Raw genomic sequence first — 16,723 nt, forward strand, 5'->3', positions numbered from 1 at the left:
AGCGGCCTGCGCATGGGCAGTCCATCCGTATCGTAGTGGCACAAAGCCGATACTTTAACAATTCGTGTCGCATTTCCGTCCACACGAGCGTCATGAAGTAAGACGGGGTTTTTTAACATTTCGGCCGCAGAATGCCGCAAATTTTTCTTATTTACCGGGCGTTAACCATGCCGCGAAGTTTTCTCGGTATTGTCCCGCTTGCGTTAAATTGCCGGCGTGTTGCCCGGGTTTATGTTCACCATCGAAACACACTGTCAGAGACCCTTGTCCCATGCCCGCCTATGCAATTGCCTTCAATCGTCCCGAAACGGAATGCCGAATGTCATCCGCAGAGCGTCCCATCGACTTCGACCATCTGGCCCGGCAGACCATGGGGCAGAAGGATCTGGAGGCGGAAGTGCTGCGGCTGTTTCTGCGCCAGGCACGGGACTGCGTGCGCAGCATCCATGCCAGCAAGGACAAGGATCGCGTTGGCATCGCCCACACGCTGAAGGGCTCGGCCCGCGGCATCGGCGCTTTCAACGTGGCAGATAAGGCCGCACGCCTGGAAGAGATGCCGGACGATGCGGAACGCGTGGAAGCGCTCTGCGAAGCCGTCGTCGCGGTCGAGAACTTCCTGCTGCGTCTTTCGCGCTAGGACTTCTGGCAGGCCTGTTTCCCGCGCGCCATAAATGCGCAGGCGGCCTGCCTTTCCTTGACTTTCCCGTTTCACTCTTTAACTCGGCGGCTTGAGCATATTGCCAGTCTTCGGGATTTTGCGCGTGGAGGTCGGATCGCCCATCCTCGTGCCGTAATTCTCAAGAGAGACAGGCGCACCTGCCAGCGGAGAGTCCTTGAATGACCACCATTACTTTCGTCGCCTTCGACGGCACGCGCCATGAGCTGGAAGCCGAGAACGGCTCCACCGTCATGGAAAATGCCATCCGCAACTCGGTGCCGGGCATCGAGGCGGAATGCGGCGGCGCCTGCGCCTGCGCGACCTGCCACGTCTATGTGGACGACGCATGGAAGGCGGCAGTGGGCGAGCCGGAAGCGATGGAAGAAGACATGCTCGATTTTGCCTATGACGTGCGGCCGAACTCGCGCCTGTCTTGCCAGATCCGGGTTTCCGACAAGCTTGACGGTCTCGTCGTCCACGTGCCCGAGCGCCAGGCGTAACCGGGATTCAAGGGCGAGCTGGCGCACAGATTTTCCGCTTTCGGGCCGAAGACTAGGACGGATCACCTTTGATCCCGGCCGGCGATGCGGCTAAACGACAGCCATCATTTCATCGGAAAGGCAGCGCCCATCTTGGGCGCGACCCAAAAACAAGCAACAATCGGCGCGGAGCGGCGGCATTGATGTCTGCCGGGACCGGCCAGCAGGAAAGCACGATCGATGCGGAATGTGATCGAGACGGATGTCGTCATCGTCGGGGCAGGGCCGGTCGGGCTCTTCGCCGTGTTCGAACTCGGACTTTATGATCTTCGCTGCCATTTGATCGACATTCTGGATCGTCCGGGCGGCCAGTGCGCCGAGCTTTATCCGGAAAAGCCGATCTACGACATTCCGGCATGGCCTGAAATCTCGGGCGCGGGCCTGACAGAGCGGCTGATGGAACAGATCGCGCCGTTCCATCCGGAATTCCATTTCAACCGCATGGTCACGGCGCTGAAGAAGCTCGACGACGGGCGCTTCGAAGTGGAGACCGACGAGAACGAGATTTTCCATGCGAAGATCGTGGTGATCGCGGCCGGGGGCGGTTCGTTCCAGCCCAAGCGCCCGCCGATCCCTGGCATCGAGGCCTTCGAGGACAAGAGCGTCTTCTATTCCGTGCGCCGCATGGAGGAGTTCCGTGACCACGACATTCTGATCGTCGGTGGCGGCGACTCCGCGCTCGACTGGACGCTGAACCTGAAGCCCATCGCAAAATCCGTGACGCTGGTGCACCGCCGCCCCGAGTTTCGCGCAGCACCCGACAGCGTGAACAAGATGTTCGCGCTGCAGGAACGCGGCGAGCTTGCTTTCGAGATCGGTCAGGTCACCGGGCTCACCGGCGAGGATGGTCAGATCCGGTCCGCAACGATCAAAGGACCGGACGGCGACGTCGAGGTGAATGCAACGCGTCTGCTGCCGTTCTTCGGCCTGACGATGAAGCTCGGGCCGATTGCTGACTGGGGTCTCAATCTGCATGAGAACCTGATCAAGGTGGATACGGAGAAGTTCGAGACGTCTGAGCCCGGCATCTTCGCCATCGGCGACATCAACTGGTATCCGGGCAAGCTGAAGCTGATCCTTTCGGGCTTCCACGAAGCGGCGCTGATGGCGCATGCGGCGAAGAAGATCGCTCACCCTGAAGCGAAGGTGGTGTTCCAGTACACCACGTCTTCGACGAGCTTGCAGAAGAAGCTCGGCGTAAAATAGCGCCGAGCACGTTTCCCCTCAGCCTTTAGAGAACGATACGCACAAAAAAGACCCCGCTGCCATGCATGTGCGTGCCGCAGCGGGGTGCAGTTGTGCGCATCGTAAACCGGGTGGAAGGAACGCCCGTCAAACCGAATGCGCCAGGGAGGCCACAGAGAGACTTCAAGCCGGAAACTACATGTCGTGCTATCGAAACCAGTAATGAGATGGTAAGCGATACGCGACTGAGTCGCCACTCCAAGAATTCGTGGGTGTGAATTTGCGCGAATTCTGGGGAAAAATTGCAACACCAGTCAGTTGATCAGCTGGATTACAGCCAGATGATCAAGGCTTTCCAAGAGTTTCTTCAAGTGAATTCTTGATGGCTGCCTGGATGGCATTGATGCGTAAGGCGCACGCAGTGCGCATTACGACCAATTGTCGATTCTGTATCGGAAGTCGATGACGTTGCTGGCGGCGCTATTCCGGTGCCTTGATCTGCTCGAGCCGGTATTGCAGCAGACGCACCATGCGGCGCTCGAAGTTGATCGCCTCGATGCGGTCGAAGCGCGCCTGCTCTGCATCGTGTTCGGCAAGCACGCTTTCCGTGATGCGGGCCACTTCCGCTTCCATCGCCTGGCAATTCGGCTGCGCGCGCAGGCCCTTCACGTCGCTTTCCAGCTTGCGGGCGTATTGCCGCGCGATTTCGGCATGGCGCTCTTCGTGGCGCTTGATGTCGCCGGACAGCGTATCCCAGATGAGGGCGAGGTCGGCTTCGGCGCGGCGGCGCTGGGTCCAGCGGGGCAGGATGATCTTGGTGTCGAGCGTGATGCGGGCGGAATCGACTGTGCAGCGCGTGCCCTGGTCGGCATAGGTCACGCTGCCGCCGAAGCGCATTTCCGTCGCGCCGGGATGGCGGATGCCGGTTCCCTGGAGGAGCGGACCGCTTTGCGACAACGCTTCGTCGAGATCAGCGGCGGTGCGGCCGCGGACGGGAAAATAGGAAAACGACTTGGTGATCACCGTCTCGGCTTCGGCGGAACCCATGAAAAACGGCGCCGACACGGCAGCAACGACAACAAGACCCGCGATTGCCGCGGCGCGTGCGAAACGATGATACAAGAATTGCCAGCCTCGATTGCGCGGGATCATCCTGCCATTTCCAACGAACGGCGTCGTGATCCAGATCATTCCATCAGCCTGAGGCGAGGGACGAGCCCCGGTCCGACAAGCGCATGCAAACAGCTTGCGTCATGCGTTCGGGCGATGCAACAGGCAACAGGTCACAAGCGCTTGAATTTGCCGGAGAGATGCATCGATGCAAGACCAGCCCCTTGAACGGCCCGATCGCTGGATCTGGCGCGTCGGTCATGGCCGCGAGATCGATCTTAGCCGGCGCGGCCTGCTGATGGGCGTTCTCAACGTGACACCGGATTCGTTCTCCGACGGCGGTCGGTTCGCCGATGTCGCGGCCGCGCTGGCCGAAGCTGAGGCGATGGCGGACGCAGGCGCCGCGATCATCGATGTCGGTGGCGAATCGACCCGCCCCGGCGCCGATCCGGTCGATGCTGCCACCGAGCAGGCGCGCGTGCTGCCGGTGATCAAGGCGCTTGCGGAGCGTCTTGCCGGGGCCAGACAGGTGTTGATCTCGGTCGACAGCTACCGGGTGGAGACGGCGCGGCTGGCGGTTGCAGCGGGTGCCCACATCATCAACGACATTTCGGGGCTGCAGGGCGAGCCGGGCATGGCGGATCTTGCCCGCCAAACGGGAGCGGGGCTCGTCGTCATGCATACGGGGCGCGGACGTGAGAAACTGCCGGACGTGATCGAGGACCAGATGGTCTTCCTCGGCCGATCGCTCGCGATCGCCGAAAAGGCGGGATTGGACGCGCGGCAGATCGTGCTCGATCCGGGATTTGGCTTTGCCAAGGACAGCGACGAGAACTTTTCGCTGATGGCGCGGTTTGACACGTTGCACGCGCTCGGGCGGCCGTTTCTCGTCGGAACATCGCGCAAGCGCTTCCTCGGGGCGGCGACGGGCAGGGAAGCCGGCGAGCGCGACGTGGCGACGGCGGCGACCACGGCGCTGCTGCGGGTGGCCGGCGCACGCATCTTCCGCGTGCACGATGTCGCGAAAAGCCGCGACGCCCTTTCGGTCGCCGAAGCGATGTGCGACAGGCTGGCCCAGGAAACCGGAAGCGACGTTTGATGACCTACCGAATTCACCTGAAGAACTGCGCCTTCTTCGCGCGCCACGGCGTGCATGATGCCGAGGAGTTTCTCGGCCAGCGCTTCTTCGTGGATGCCGATCTGACCGTGGATGCGCCGAGCGCGCTGACCGACGACGCGATTGCGGACACCGTGGATTACGGCGTCGCGTTCCAGGTGATCGAGGCGATCGTGACCGGCAAGCGGCGCTTCCTGATCGAGGCGCTGGCGATGGATGTGGCGCGGGCGCTGTGCGAGCGGTTCGGTGAGATCACGGTCGCGCGGATCACCATCCGCAAGCCGAACGCACCGGTGCCGGGCGTGCTGGATCATGTCGAGGTGACGGTCGAGCATGTCGCGCGTGCTTGAGGGGCCGGTGACGGCCGCACTCGGTCTCGGCGGCAATATCGGCGATGTTGCGGGTGCAATGCGGGCGGTGCTCGCCATGCTGGATCAGCGCGACGACACGGAGGTGACCGCGGTCTCCTCGCTCTACCGTACGCCGCCCTGGGGGCTGACGGAGCAACCGGATTTTCTGAACTGCGCGGCTCTGGTGACGACGCGGCTTTCGGCAGCCGATCTGCTCGCCGCCTGCCTCGATGCCGAAAAGGCGCTGAAACGGGACAGGGCAGGAGCGACGCGATGGGGGCCGCGGCCGATCGATATCGACGTTCTGACCTATGGCGACGAGACGATCCAGACCGAAACGCTTATCGTTCCGCATCCGCGGATGACGGATCGCGGCTTCGTGCTACTGCCGCTCGGCGAAATCGCCCCCGACATCATGGTCGACGGCAGGAGCATCGCGGAATGGGCGGCAAAGATCGACGCGACGGGAATCGAGCGGATCGGCGAGCCTGACTGGTGGCTATCGTCCTACTGAACGGAGCCGACGGCCATGGTGTCGAGGTTGCGTGCGAGTGTCATGCCAATCACGGGCACCATGCTGTCGCCGACATTGACGGACACGGTGACGTTCATGGTGTTTGCATCCAGCATGCGGGCGACCATCGCGCCTTCGAGCTGCTTGCGTTCGATGGCCATGAGCACACGGTCGCCATCGACGCGGCCGGCGGTGATGTCGAGGCCTTCGCCGGCGGCGCCATCGAGGAAGCGGCCCTCATAGTCGCCCGAGACCTTGCGGATCACGGCCGACATTTTCTGGCTGAACACGCCGACGCGGCAGGAGCCATCCATCGCGATACCGGCTTCGGCATCGGCCACGGGGGTGCCGGTGAGGCTGCAGTTGAACTTGGTGCCCTGGTACTTGCCGGCGACGATTTCGCCGGGCCCGGTCCACACGCCCGAGACGTTGCTGAAGAACGCCTGATCGGCCGCCTGGGCGGGAGCGGCAAATGCGGCAGCCGAGAGGAGAGCGGCTGCGATACGGTGCTTCATGCCCATGGGACGACCCTTACTCGTGACGCAAGATAAGCTTGCGCTGAGGATCGCCGAGAATGGTTAACGGGTGGTTTCCGAAGCCGCCGCGACGCGTGATTCTTCACGGGATGCGACGCGGGTGAGATCCTGCACGAAATCCCCGATGCCGGGCCGTTTGACCGCTCGAAACGGCAGCGGGCGGCAAAGGTCCATGGCGGCGATACCGATGCGAGCCGTCATCAGGCCGTTGATCACGCCTTCGCCAAGACGCGTGGACAGCCTGGAGGCGACGCCGTGGCCGACAAGCTGCTGCACGAGGCCATCGCCGACGGCGATGGAACTGGTGACAGCGAGATGGGCGATCACATCGCGGAAGAGCCGCATGAGGCCAAGCGCGCCTGGGCGGCCCCCATAAAGCGTTGCCATGGCGCGCACGAGGCGGGAGCTTTCGTAGAGCACATAGGCGAGGTCAACGATGGCGCGCGGAGAAACCGCCGTGACGATGGACACGCGCTTGGAGGCGTTGAGGATGAGGCGGCGGGCCTGGACATCGAGCGGCGCGAGCAGCTCGGCTTCCGCGAAGGACAGCAATTGAGGCCCGTCGACGATCTCGCCCTCCATGTCGGCGATGGCAGCGCGGCCGCGCGCGGTCTCGGGCTTGTCGACGGTGAGCGCCACCAGCTGGGTGACGACGGAGCGGGCCTTCGCGGGCTTCCGTTCGGCAAGCGCATCGATGGCTGCCTGCTTCAGGTGCTGGACGGCGGAAAGGCGCATGAGCGCTAGAACTTCCCGGCCGACGACCACCAGCGTGGCGAAGACGAAGACCGCGACCGTCGCCATCGCCGCCCAGCCGAGCCAGTCGGAACGGGCGAAGAGATCGCGGATGAGGCTATCGGTCCAGATGCCGATGGCGAGCGAGATCAAGACGCCAAAGGCGCCGGCGGCGAGCTTGCCGAAGGAGAAGCGGCGCCTCGCCGCAACAGCCGGCGGTGGCGTGAGCGCGTTGGCTTCGGCAAGGCTCTGCGGATCGATCGGGTCCGGTGCGATGAACGGATCGATCTCGTCGATCACGATCTTTTCGGCAGGGCGCGCGACCGGCGCGCGCGGACGTTCCGGCGCCGCCTTCACGCGGGATTCGGCTCTAGGTTCGACCCTGGGCGGCGCGGCGGCCGGTTCGTTGCCGAGGTTGAAGACTGCGGGGCGGCGCGGCGGCGTGCGGCGGTCGTTGTCGCTCATGCGAGGTCATCCCCGAACAGGAACTCAAGGGCGCGGTCTAGCCGGATGTGGGGCAAGGACAGGGTGATGCCTTCAGCGGTTCGTTCCAGCTGCGGCGGGCGGAAGCGGACGAAGTTGATGTCGGTCACCGGCTCGCCATGCTTCTTGCGGTCGAGCGCTTCAAAGATCGAATCCGGTTTTGCCGGCAAGTCCCCTGGAAACACAGCAGTTTTCGTTTCGCCGTCGAAGGTCTGGCCGGCGATCTTTTCGCCCCGGATCGGCGTTCCGACGATGACGGGCAGGGTCTCGCCACCTTCGTCGATGCTGGCTTCGCGGGTGGCGCGCACGGCGGCGAGCGCCATCACGTCGATGCCTGCACCCGAATAGTGGATCCGCTCGGCGGCGCGATCGACGAGCCGCCGCACGATTGCTTCCAGCCGGTCGTGGCTTTCATGGTGGAGATGGTCGGCCTTGGTGGCGCCGATCAGCACGCGGCCGATGCGGCGCGTGAAGAGCGCCGTGAGCAGCGAATTGCGGCCGGTGCGGAAGCAGGACAGGATATCGCCAAGCGCGCGTTCCAGATCACGCACCGCGTCGGGGCCGGCATTCATCGCCTGCAGCGCGTCCACGAGCACGATCTGCTTGTCCAGGCGGGCGAAATGTTCACGAAAGAACGGCTTCACCACGACCTGCTTGTAGCTTTCGAAACGGCGCTCCATCATCGCCCAGACCGAACCTTTCGGCGCACTGCCTGTGGGCGGCAGATCGGGCAGAGGCGAGAAGGTGAGCGCGGGCGAACCTTCAAGATCGCCCGGCATGATGAAGCGGCCGGGCGGCAGGGTGGAGAGCGCGCGGGCGTCCGACTTGCAGGCCTTGAGGTAGGTGGCGAAAAGCTGCGCCAGTTCGCGGGCAGTGGTTTCATCGGCGGCCGCCTTCGGGTCGACAGCAGTGGCGCGGGCAAGCCAGTGCTCGGCGAGATCGGCGCGGGCGCGCGAGCGGGCAAGCTCGACCGCATTGGCGCTGAATTGGCGGAAATCCTGCGCCAGCAAAGGCAGATCGAGCAGCCATTCACCGGGATAATCGACGATGTCGATCGACAGCTTGCCAGCGGACAGCATGCGATTCCAGCCGCTTGCGGACTCGTATTCGACCGTCAGGCGAAGCTGGGAGATGGCGCGGGTGGAATCCGGCCAGAGCCGGTCCTCGATCAGCGCGCGGACGTGATCCTCATACTGGAAACGCGGGATGTCGTCGTCGGGCTGAGGCTCGAGATAGGTTCGCGCGATGCGGCCGGTGTGGTGGGCGTTGAAGAGCGGCAGGCGACCGCCATGCAGGAGATTGTGGACCAGCGCCGTGATGAAGACGGTCTTGCCGGCGCGCGACAAGCCCGTGACGCCGAAGCGGATCGAGGGGTGGATCAGACCGGCGGCACGGTCGGCGATGTTGTCGAAGGCAATGCGCGCCTCATCGGAGAAAGTCGTCAGCGAACGCGCCACAGGCAAGGCCTCTCACATCACACAGGAACCTGCGCGATATAGGCGTGGAGACTGCGCGATAAAAGGCAGCGTCGTGGCGATCAGCCGCCCTCAGGCTTCGACGGGCTTCAGGAAGGCATGCAGAGTGGCCTTGCGGGCGGACATGCCGGACGCGGCGTTCGTCAGGTCGATGATGGCGAGGCCGCAGGTGGGAAAGCCGCGACGGAGCTCCGCGCTGATCGTCCCACCGTCGCTTTGGAGAAGAGCCGCGGTCGCATCCTCGATCATGGGATTATGGCCGACGAGCATGACCGATCCGGTACCCTCGAGGTCCTGTATGATGTCGAGATAGCCTCCCTGGTCCTCGACATAGAGTGTCTCGGTAAAGGTGACGTCGGAAACGGGCAGCGCCTCGGCCAGGAGATCCCAGGTCTCGCGGCAGCGCTTGGCCGACGAGCAGATGACGCGGTTGGGCCGGAGATCCTTGGTCGCCAATTCGCGCCCCAGCGCACGTGCGTCCTCGCGGCCCCGCGCGTCCAGCGCGCGATCGAAATCACGCGTACCGGGCTCGGCCCAGACGGCGCGCGCGTGGCGCAGCAGATAAATGCGAAGCATGCGGGTCGCGATCATCCTGCTGAAATAGGGTGAACTTGGGCACAGAGGCAAGCGAGGATCGTCGGCAAGATCGCTGGATGCAGTGTCGATGATCAGCAGCTTATGAGCGAACACGAAAATAATGATGCGAAATGAGGCATTTAAGTGAACGCGAATCGCACGCTAATGTGAAAAACGGCAAATCTTTTGCGCTTGCGAGCAGTTTTCCCAATGGCTATACAGCGGCCCAACCAACGGTTCGGGGAGATTCGTGGTGGGTGAGAAGATCGACCTTTCTTCCTATGTTCCCTCCGAGGACGAGGAATTCATGAACGTCAAGCAACGGGCCTATTTCCGGGCCAAACTCGTTGCCTGGCGAAACGACATTCTCCGCGAAGCGCGCGAGACCCTCGACAATCTGGCCGAGGAAAATGCAAATCACGCCGATATAGCCGACCGCGCTTCTTCGGAAACGGATCGGGCGATCGAACTGCGGGCGCGCGATCGCCAGCGCAAGCTGATCTCGAAAATTGATGCAGCATTGCAGCGGATCGACGAGGGCACTTACGGTTATTGCGAAGAGACCGGCGAGCCGATCAGCCTGAAGCGGCTGGACGCACGTCCGATCGCGACATTGTCGATCGAGGCCCAGGAGCGCCACGAGCGGCGCGAGAAGGTCTATCGCGACGAATAAGCCGGATGGGCCCCACCGGCCCGCCCGATTGATTTGAAGCGTTTTATCTCACGCTTTAGTGCACCCGCCACTGCGGAACCCGATCGATCATCTGTGCATTCGTCTCCCGAACAAAGGAGGCGCTCATGCCGATGATCAAGACCCGCGACAACACACACCTCTACGTCAAGGATTGGGGCGAGGGCCGTCCCGTCATCCTGATGCATGGCTGGCCGCTTTCGGCCGACAGCTGGGACGACCAGGCTTTCGCGCTGGCCGATGCGGGCTTCCGCGCTATCGCCTATGACCGTCGCGGCTTCGGCCGGTCAGAGCAACCGTGGTCCGGTTACGATTACGACACGCTGTCCGACGATCTGGCCGACGTGATGGCGGCCACCGGAGCAGAAGATGCCGCGATCATCGGGTTTTCCATGGGTGGCGGCGAGGTGGCGCGCTACATGTCGCGCCATGGCGGCAAGGGCGTGAAGCAGGCAGGGCTGATCGCCTCGGTGGTCCCCTACATGCTCCAGACCGAGGACAATCCGAACGGCGTTCCGCAATCGGTCTTCGACGAGATGACGGCCGGCATGAAAGCGGACCGCGCGGAATTCTTTGCGGATTTCCTCGAGGACTTTTTCGGTGCGGAAGAAAACGATGTGAGCGACGAGCGGCTGCATTGGGCCTGGGGCCTGTGCATGCAGGCCGGCCTTCGCCCGACGCTTGCCTGCGCGAAATCGTTCGCCACGACCGACTTCCGGCCCGACCTTGCGGCATTCGAAGTGCCGACGCTGATCATCCACGGAACGGCTGATGAAACGGTGCCGATCGACGCATCGGCCCGCGAAGCCGTGAAAGGCATCCGCAATGCCGAGCTCAAGGAATATGAGGATGCGCCGCACGGCCTGTTCGCCACCCATGGGGACGAACTGACCGACGACCTGATCGCGTTCCTGAAAGGCTAAGGCGCCGGTAAACGAATGAAGCTCAACGGCGCTCGGGCTTCATCTCACCAAGAAGACGGGCCATCTCCTCTTGCAGGGAGGTGGCCTTTTTCTGTTGCGGGGTCATGTCCTGAGGCGGCTCGATGGAGGGGATCGACGCCTTGGCGCGCTCGGCCGCATCCTTGTCGAGGGTAACGAAGGGCGTGACCTTGACGGGGCGGTTGCGTTCCATCTCTGCGGCGAGCACGGCGGAGAATTCGGCTTCGTCAAACGGATTGCCGGCCCTGACGCCTTCGATCCGCGGTTCTTCAGCGGCGTTCGCGGTCGGCTGAGCGAAGCGCTCCGCGGGAAAGTGTTTCGGTGCGGCTGCAGCGGCAGGTGCGACAGGCACAGGTGCAACAGGGCCAGGTGCGGGCATTTCGGGAGCGCGTCGTGCCGGCTCCCTGGTCGTTGAAGCGGCCTTCTGCTCCATGGCCTCTTTCGACGGGCCCCAATCGGTTTCGATTGACGGTGCTTGGGCCGATCCGCCGATGCCGCTTTCGACGACCACATCGGCCGGGCCGCCGATCAGGATCAGGTGCTCGACATCGTCGCGACGGATGAGGACGATGCGCCGCTTGGTGTCGACCATGGCGCTTTCCACCACTGCCAGACGGCTTTCACGGCGCCCACGGCCGCCAAGGCCCGCGACCGGTGCGCCGCTGCGCATGCGGTAGATCCAGAAGACGACGACCAGCGCGAGAAGTGCGATCGAAACGGCCAAAATCGCCGTGACCAGCGCGCTGCCGCGCTCGTCGAGCATTCCGGAAAACAGTCCATCCATAGTTTCAGCACTCCGTTGCCGACGGCGCTTCCGGCTCACCACGGCATCGGCCAAAACGGGAATGGCATGCCGGGAAACCTTATCGCCGCTTATCTTTAGCAGTTGGTCATTGACGGCGGTAAGCCTCGATCATGGATATTTCGCGATATTCCCCCGACAATCGCGCGCGAATCATCCGGGCTTTCATGACTTTCGGCAGGGGGATGGCTATGGTCCGATCCGGTACACGCCGACTGACTGGAGCGCCCCTGCGTTTCGAGCGAGACGAACGAGGCCTTGCGGCCACATCTGACACTGCCCGATCATGAGGACTGGAATGGCCAATAAGAGTGGGGGCGAACCCTATCCAAGCCCGATCGTGGACCGGGCTGCCAGTCCGAGGACGCTGATGCGGCTGTTCCTGCTGGCGGGCGTCCTGATCGCGGCGGCTATCGCCTTCGTGTTCCTGCGCGATGCGCTGAGCCCTTCGATCGTGCTCGGGCTTCTCGGCTTTCTGTCGCTGCTGGGGATCTTCTTCATCGTCTCCTCCATGATTGGCTTCATCCAGGTGATGCCGCACAGAAGCTCCGATCCGCTGGCGCGCAGCTTCGTCGACGGGCAGGCGGAAGGCACGCTGATCACCGACCGCAAGGGCCGCGCGGTCTATGCCAATGCGGCCTATGGCCAGCTCACGGGCGCGAAGAAGGCAGCGGACGTCCAGTCGGTCGAGGCGCTTTTGTCGCGCAGCAAGGAATCGTCCGAAGCCGTTTACCGGCTGACGAACGTGCTGCGCGAAGGCCGCCATGGGCAGGAAGAATTTCGCCTGACAAGGGCGCTCAACCCTGCATCGGGAGCAGTCGGCGCACGCTGGTACCGGCTGAGCGGTCGGCCGCTGGTGCTGGAAGAAAGCCAGAGCGAGAAGCTTTTTGCCTGGCAGCTTTGCGACATAACGGCGGAGCGGGAGGAGCAGGAGCGCTTCTTCAAGGACCTTCAGCACGCGATCGACTATCTCGACCATGCGCCGGCGGGCTTCTTCTCGGCGGGGCGCAAAGGCGACATCGTCTACATCAACGCCACACTCGCCGACTGGCTCTCAATCGACCTGACGAAGTTCCGGCCCGGATCGCTGACCATCGCCGAGATGATCGCCGGCGAAGGCATGGCGCTGATCGACTCGGTCCAGGCGGAGCCCGGCCGCAACAAGACCGCGACGCTCGACCTCGATCTGCGCAAGACCAACGGCCAGAGCGTGCCGGTGCGTCTCGTGCACCGGGTGTCGGCCACGCGCGACGGTGCGCCCGGTGAAAGCCGGACGATCGTTCTGGCGCGCAATGGCACCGAGGGCAGCGATCATTCCGCGGCAACGGCGGAGATGCGCTTCACGCGGTTTTTCAACAACACGCCGATGGCGATCGCTTCCGTCGACGGAGACGGGCGGATCCTGCGCACCAACGCGCCGTTCCTCAAGATGTTCTCGGGACTCGTGACCCGCGACGATCTGGAAAACGGCGCGCGCTTCGAGACCGTGATCCACGACAATGACGTGACATCGTTCAAGGCAGGGCTTGAGCAGGCGCGCGACGGGCAGAGCGATATTGCGGCCGTCGATACGCGCCACCCGAACGATCCGGCGCGGCATTTCCGGCTCTATGTGAATGCCGTGATAGACCACGCGGAATCGCGCGAGGAAGCGGCGATCATCTATGTCGTGGAGACGACCGAGCAGAAAGCGCTCGAAGAGCAGATGGCGCAGACGCAGAAGATGAATGCGGTCGGCACGCTCGCCGGCGGCATCGCGCACGATTTCAACAACGTGCTGACGGCCATCCTGCTTTCGGCCGATCACCTTCTGCTCTCGCTTCGGCCATCGGATGCGAGCTTTGCTGATTTGATGGAGATCAAGCGCAACGCCAATCGCGCTGCCGTTCTGGTGCGGCAACTGCTCGCCTTCTCGCGCAAGCAGACGATGCGGCCGAGCGTGCTTTCGATGACCGACGTGATCGGCGATCTGCGGATGCTGATCGACCGGCTCACCGGAACCAATGTGAAGCTGGCAATAGAATATGGGCGCGATCTCTGGCCGGTGCTAACGGATCTGGGGCAGTTCGAGCAGGTGCTGATCAACCTTGCGGTCAATGCCCGCGACGCCATGCCGAAGGGCGGCACGGTGACGATCCGCACCCGCAACATCGGCGCCGACGAGGTCGGCAAGCTGAATTACCGCGGGCTGGAGGCACAGGACTGCGTGCTGATCGAAGTGGCCGACGAGGGCACCGGCATTCCGCCCGAGATCATCGACAAGATCTTCGAGCCGTTCTTCACCACCAAGGACGTGGGCAAGGGCACCGGTCTCGGGCTCTCGATGGTCTACGGTATCGTCAAGCAATCGGGCGGCTACATCTATCCGATCTCGGAAGTGGGCAAAGGCACAGCGTTCCAGATTTTCCTGCCGCGCCATATCGAGGTACCGGTGGAGGCGACGGCAGAGGGCGAGGCTGCGGCAGCCGCGGTGCCCGTGGCCGCGCCACAGGCGCCGAACGCCGAGCGCGTGGATTTGACCGGCAGCGCCGTGGTGCTGCTCGTGGAAGACGAGGAAGCGGTGCGCCGCGGTGGCAAGCGCATGCTGGAGACGCGTGGCTATACGGTGCACGAGGCCGCATCCGGCGTCGAGGCGCTGGAGATCATGGAAGAGCTCGGCGGCGCGGTCGACATCGTGGTGTCGGACGTCGTGATGCCGGAAATGGACGGGCCGACGCTGCTGCGCGAATTGCGCAAGGACTATCCCGACCTGAAATTCGTGTTCGTTTCCGGCTATGCGGAGGAGGCCTTTGCGAAGAACCTGCCTGCGGACGCGAAATTCGGCTTCCTGCCCAAGCCATTCTCGCTGAAGCAGCTGGCGATCACGGTGAGCGAGACGCTGAGTTCGTAGCCGGCATCGCAGCGGCACACATGACGTGAACGCCGCCACGCTTGCCGACTGGGATTTTGTACTTTAGTGCCATTGGCCACAATTTCCGTGTGCATAGCAGTTTAGAAATTCTTGCCCGACGGGCGTTTTGCCAAGTAGCGTCAGCGTACTTCCTGCGGTGAGGCGCCCAATACTGCCTTTGCGGCAAGGTGTGGGCTGCAAAGATTTGAACGGGCGATTCATGGATGATCCGGCGCTTTCCGGCCGTGAGACGATGAAGACGGACGATGCGCTGGCGCTGCTGGCCGCATTTGTCGGTCGCAACGACTGTTCGCCCGGCTCGCCGGTGATCGAGGTGCTGTGCCGTCTGCCTTTGTCAGGCGTATGGAAATCGGAGCTCGCCTCCGGTCTGCTCTTCTGGTCGCCGGCCGTTTTTGACATCTACGGATTTGAAATGGCCGAAGGGCCGATCAACTTTTCTCGCGGCATGGCAAGTTACCACCCCGAAGATCGCGAGCCGCTGTTCGAGATGATCGACCGTGCAACCCGCGACCGCCATGGCTTCTCCTTCAATCTGAGGATCAAGCCTGGGCACGCGACCGACGATGACGATGGCTGGATCTTCATCCGGACCGAGGCACGGTTCCATGTCAACGGGCAGGGGCTGGACGAGATCTACGGCAGCGTCGGCGTATCAGGATCGGACGAGCGTTTCATCCGCACGGCCTGAATGGCGCCATGTTTGCAGGCTTCCAAGGCGAATGGCCTTCGTGTTGACGCGAATCCCCCATTCAGTTCTAACGATCACCATTCGACATATTCCTGGAGAGGACCCATCATGACCCGATCAGCATTCAGGCTGCGGATTGCGGCCGCCGGCATGGCCACGGCGCTGCTTGCCGGTTGTACGGCCGACCCCTTCACCGGCCAGCAGCAGCTGTCCAACACGGCCGGCGGTGCCATGCTGGGTGCTGCGGCAGGCGCCGGTCTCGGCCTTCTGGCTGGCGGCGACGACCGCCGCAACGCGCTTCTCGGCGCCGGCATCGGGGCATTGGCCGGTGGCGCGATCGGCGGCTACATGGACAACCAGGAAGCACGCCTGCGCGCGCAGCTGCAGGGAACCGGCGTTTCGGTGACCCGCAATGGCGACAACATCATCCTGAACATGCCGTCCAACATCACCTTCGGCACCAACGAAGCGAGCGTTCGCCCGGACTTCTATTCGACGCTGAATTCGGTCGTTCTGGTTCTGCGCGAATTCGACCGCACGCTCGTCGACGTTCTCGGCCACACCGACAATGTCGGTTCGGCGAGCTACAACCTCGATCTGTCGCAGCGGCGTGCACAGTCGGTTCTCGGCTATCTGACGTCCCAGGGCCTCGATCCGCGTCGCTTCCAGGCGCAGGGTTTCGGCTTTAACCAGCCGATCGCCGACAATTCGACCGAGGCCGGCCGCGCCGCAAACCGTCGAGTCGAAATCCGGATCGTTCCGATCCAGGGTTGAAAACCCCACATTTGATTCCCGGCCCGGTCTATGCACCGGGTCGGCGTTCACCATAGAGGTGGATGAGCGGTCCCCAGCCGCCTGAGATCTATGGTTTTTCGCTGAATTCGGCGTATTCTGAGAAAGTTTTCTGGGGGACTTTCAACATGAACAGGATTTATTGGGTTTTCGCGTTTCTCGTTCTTTTCGGCGGGAGCGCTTTGGCGTGTCCGGACTACTCCAAGTCTGGCGATACCTACGAGTTGACGGGGGCAGACCTCTACTCGGTGCACCAGTACAATGTGCGCGCCGGTGGCAACATCAACATCGAGAAATGCAGCAACGTCGTGCCGCAAACCGACCGCGGGCGCGGCTATGTGACCGAAGCGCCGGACTTCACCTTCAATTTGAGCGGCATGGGCAAATACACACTGACGGTATCGGTCGAGAGCGACTGCGACAGTGTGCTGCTGGTGAACACGGCATCTGCCGGCTGGTACTATGACGATGACGACAACGGCAATCTCGATGCCAAGGTCAACCTGACGCGCCCGTCGGACGGATGGCTCGACGTCTGGGTGGGCACCCATGACGGCGCGGTCTGCGACGCGATGCTGTCGATGGAAACGTTCGACCGCTGATAGAACGCGTCAGTCCTTCAC

The 16,723-nt window shown here is 63.0% G+C and carries 18 protein-coding genes; 12 read left to right on the top strand and 6 right to left on the bottom strand.

Features of this window, described 5'->3' with window-relative positions; translation table 11 throughout:
* The first annotated feature begins 319 nt into the window (after positions 1-319).
* The 3 genes from QQL76_RS07015 (at position 320) to QQL76_RS07025 (ending at position 2,403) form a co-directional block, all read left to right on the top strand.
* A complete protein-coding gene (locus QQL76_RS07015; protein ID WP_499206958.1) occupies positions 320-637 on the top strand; it encodes an Hpt domain-containing protein in 318 nt (105 codons plus the stop codon).
* Positions 638-837: 200 nt separating this feature from the next.
* Positions 838-1,158 carry a 2Fe-2S iron-sulfur cluster-binding protein gene (locus QQL76_RS07020; RefSeq protein ID WP_126010046.1) on the top strand — a complete coding sequence of 107 codons (321 nt, stop codon included), beginning with the start codon at positions 838-840 and terminating at the stop codon, positions 1,156-1,158.
* Between the two features lie 219 nt (positions 1,159-1,377).
* A complete protein-coding gene (locus QQL76_RS07025) occupies positions 1,378-2,403 on the top strand; it encodes an NAD(P)/FAD-dependent oxidoreductase (RefSeq protein ID WP_499206959.1) in 1,026 nt (341 codons plus the stop codon).
* Positions 2,404-2,862: 459 nt separating this feature from the next.
* On the opposite strand, the gene QQL76_RS07030 is transcribed toward QQL76_RS07025, so the two are convergent.
* Positions 2,863-3,534, bottom strand: coding sequence for a DUF922 domain-containing Zn-dependent protease (locus QQL76_RS07030; RefSeq protein ID WP_499207133.1), 672 nt, complete (start codon positions 3,532-3,534; stop codon positions 2,863-2,865).
* A 166-nt stretch (positions 3,535-3,700) separates the two neighbouring features.
* Between QQL76_RS07030 and folP the strand changes: the two genes are divergently transcribed.
* Genes folP through folK form a run of 3 tightly spaced genes read left to right on the top strand, consistent with a single transcriptional unit; the run spans position 3,701 to position 5,473 of the window.
* A complete protein-coding gene (gene folP, locus QQL76_RS07035) occupies positions 3,701-4,591 on the top strand; it encodes a dihydropteroate synthase (protein WP_499206960.1) in 891 nt (296 codons plus the stop codon).
* Positions 4,591-4,959, top strand: a complete 369-nt coding sequence (gene folB / locus QQL76_RS07040; protein ID WP_404861658.1) for a dihydroneopterin aldolase — start codon at positions 4,591-4,593, stop codon at positions 4,957-4,959. Before folP ends, folB begins: the two co-directional genes overlap by 1 nt.
* Positions 4,943-5,473: a 2-amino-4-hydroxy-6-hydroxymethyldihydropteridine diphosphokinase gene (folK, locus tag QQL76_RS07045; RefSeq protein ID WP_499206961.1), complete on the top strand. Its 531-nt coding sequence runs from the start codon at positions 4,943-4,945 to the stop codon at positions 5,471-5,473. The genes folB and folK overlap by 17 nt, the downstream gene beginning before the upstream one ends.
* On the opposite strand, the gene QQL76_RS07050 is transcribed toward folK, so the two are convergent.
* From QQL76_RS07050 to QQL76_RS07065, 4 genes are all read right to left on the bottom strand, one after another.
* Positions 5,467-5,994 carry a hypothetical protein gene (locus QQL76_RS07050; RefSeq protein WP_126010052.1) on the bottom strand — a complete coding sequence of 176 codons (528 nt, stop codon included), beginning with the start codon at positions 5,992-5,994 and terminating at the stop codon, positions 5,467-5,469. The genes folK and QQL76_RS07050 overlap by 7 nt on opposite strands.
* 57 nt (positions 5,995-6,051) lie before the next feature.
* Positions 6,052-7,206 carry a YcjF family protein gene (locus QQL76_RS07055; RefSeq protein WP_499206962.1) on the bottom strand — a complete coding sequence of 385 codons (1,155 nt, stop codon included), beginning with the start codon at positions 7,204-7,206 and terminating at the stop codon, positions 6,052-6,054.
* Positions 7,203-8,681 (bottom strand): YcjX family GTP-binding protein, encoded by a 1,479-nt coding sequence (locus tag QQL76_RS07060; RefSeq protein WP_499206963.1) that lies wholly within the window; start codon positions 8,679-8,681, stop codon positions 7,203-7,205. The genes QQL76_RS07055 and QQL76_RS07060 overlap by 4 nt, the downstream gene beginning before the upstream one ends.
* Before the next feature lie 90 nt (positions 8,682-8,771).
* Entirely contained in the window at positions 8,772-9,275 is a 504-nt protein-coding gene (locus QQL76_RS07065) for a SixA phosphatase family protein (protein ID WP_499206964.1), read from the bottom strand.
* Between the two features lie 253 nt (positions 9,276-9,528).
* Between QQL76_RS07065 and dksA the strand changes: the two genes are divergently transcribed.
* Positions 9,529-9,948, top strand: coding sequence for an RNA polymerase-binding protein DksA (gene dksA / locus QQL76_RS07070; RefSeq protein WP_126010056.1), 420 nt, complete (start codon positions 9,529-9,531; stop codon positions 9,946-9,948).
* A gap of 125 nt (positions 9,949-10,073) precedes the next feature.
* Positions 10,074-10,889, top strand: coding sequence for an alpha/beta fold hydrolase (locus QQL76_RS07075; protein ID WP_499206965.1), 816 nt, complete (start codon positions 10,074-10,076; stop codon positions 10,887-10,889).
* 22 nt (positions 10,890-10,911) lie between these two features.
* Here QQL76_RS07075 and QQL76_RS07080 read toward each other — a convergent pair whose 3' ends face one another.
* Positions 10,912-11,691, bottom strand: coding sequence for a flagellar biosynthetic protein FliO (locus QQL76_RS07080; protein ID WP_499206966.1), 780 nt, complete (start codon positions 11,689-11,691; stop codon positions 10,912-10,914).
* A gap of 316 nt (positions 11,692-12,007) precedes the next feature.
* Between QQL76_RS07080 and cckA the strand changes: the two genes are divergently transcribed.
* The 4 genes from cckA (at position 12,008) to QQL76_RS07100 (ending at position 16,702) form a co-directional block, all read left to right on the top strand.
* Positions 12,008-14,599, top strand: a complete 2,592-nt coding sequence (gene cckA, locus QQL76_RS07085; protein ID WP_126010059.1) for a cell cycle histidine kinase CckA — start codon at positions 12,008-12,010, stop codon at positions 14,597-14,599.
* Between the two features lie 220 nt (positions 14,600-14,819).
* Complete coding sequence (locus tag QQL76_RS07090; RefSeq protein WP_499206967.1) at positions 14,820-15,308, top strand: PAS domain-containing protein; 489 nt, start codon at positions 14,820-14,822, stop codon at positions 15,306-15,308.
* Between the two features lie 108 nt (positions 15,309-15,416).
* A complete protein-coding gene (locus QQL76_RS07095; protein ID WP_404861665.1) occupies positions 15,417-16,082 on the top strand; it encodes a YiaD family glycine zipper/OmpA-like lipoprotein in 666 nt (221 codons plus the stop codon).
* A gap of 146 nt (positions 16,083-16,228) precedes the next feature.
* On the top strand, positions 16,229-16,702 hold the full coding sequence (locus tag QQL76_RS07100; protein ID WP_499206968.1) for a hypothetical protein: 474 nt from the start codon (positions 16,229-16,231) through the stop codon (positions 16,700-16,702).
* The last annotated feature ends 21 nt before the right edge of the window (positions 16,703-16,723 follow it).

This window comes from Rhizobium albus (assembly GCA_030160035.1).
Classification (GTDB): domain Bacteria; phylum Pseudomonadota; class Alphaproteobacteria; order Rhizobiales; family Rhizobiaceae; genus Georhizobium; species Georhizobium albus.

Excerpts from the sequence above, each read along its gene's own strand:
- QQL76_RS07100 (WP_499206968.1), top strand. The coding sequence starts at position 16,229 with ATGAACAGGATTTATTGGGTTTTCGCGTTTCTCGTTCTTTTCGGCGGG.
- QQL76_RS07015 (WP_499206958.1), top strand. The coding sequence starts at position 320 with ATGTCATCCGCAGAGCGTCCCATCGACTTCGACCATCTGGCCCGGCAG.
- QQL76_RS07090 (WP_499206967.1), top strand. The coding sequence starts at position 14,820 with ATGGATGATCCGGCGCTTTCCGGCCGTGAGACGATGAAGACGGACGAT.
- QQL76_RS07095 (WP_404861665.1), top strand. The coding sequence starts at position 15,417 with ATGACCCGATCAGCATTCAGGCTGCGGATTGCGGCCGCCGGCATGGCC.
- QQL76_RS07080 (WP_499206966.1), bottom strand. The coding sequence starts at position 11,691 with ATGGATGGACTGTTTTCCGGAATGCTCGACGAGCGCGGCAGCGCGCTG.
- QQL76_RS07025 (WP_499206959.1), top strand. The coding sequence starts at position 1,378 with ATGCGGAATGTGATCGAGACGGATGTCGTCATCGTCGGGGCAGGGCCG.
- folK (WP_499206961.1), top strand. The coding sequence starts at position 4,943 with ATGTCGCGCGTGCTTGAGGGGCCGGTGACGGCCGCACTCGGTCTCGGC.
- QQL76_RS07075 (WP_499206965.1), top strand. The coding sequence starts at position 10,074 with ATGCCGATGATCAAGACCCGCGACAACACACACCTCTACGTCAAGGAT.
- cckA (WP_126010059.1), top strand. The coding sequence starts at position 12,008 with ATGGCCAATAAGAGTGGGGGCGAACCCTATCCAAGCCCGATCGTGGAC.
- QQL76_RS07055 (WP_499206962.1), bottom strand. The coding sequence starts at position 7,206 with ATGAGCGACAACGACCGCCGCACGCCGCCGCGCCGCCCCGCAGTCTTC.
- QQL76_RS07020 (WP_126010046.1), top strand. The coding sequence starts at position 838 with ATGACCACCATTACTTTCGTCGCCTTCGACGGCACGCGCCATGAGCTG.
- folB (WP_404861658.1), top strand. The coding sequence starts at position 4,591 with ATGACCTACCGAATTCACCTGAAGAACTGCGCCTTCTTCGCGCGCCAC.
- QQL76_RS07030 (WP_499207133.1), bottom strand. The coding sequence starts at position 3,534 with ATGATCCCGCGCAATCGAGGCTGGCAATTCTTGTATCATCGTTTCGCA.
- folP (WP_499206960.1), top strand. The coding sequence starts at position 3,701 with ATGCAAGACCAGCCCCTTGAACGGCCCGATCGCTGGATCTGGCGCGTC.
- QQL76_RS07065 (WP_499206964.1), bottom strand. The coding sequence starts at position 9,275 with ATGCTTCGCATTTATCTGCTGCGCCACGCGCGCGCCGTCTGGGCCGAG.
- QQL76_RS07050 (WP_126010052.1), bottom strand. The coding sequence starts at position 5,994 with ATGGGCATGAAGCACCGTATCGCAGCCGCTCTCCTCTCGGCTGCCGCA.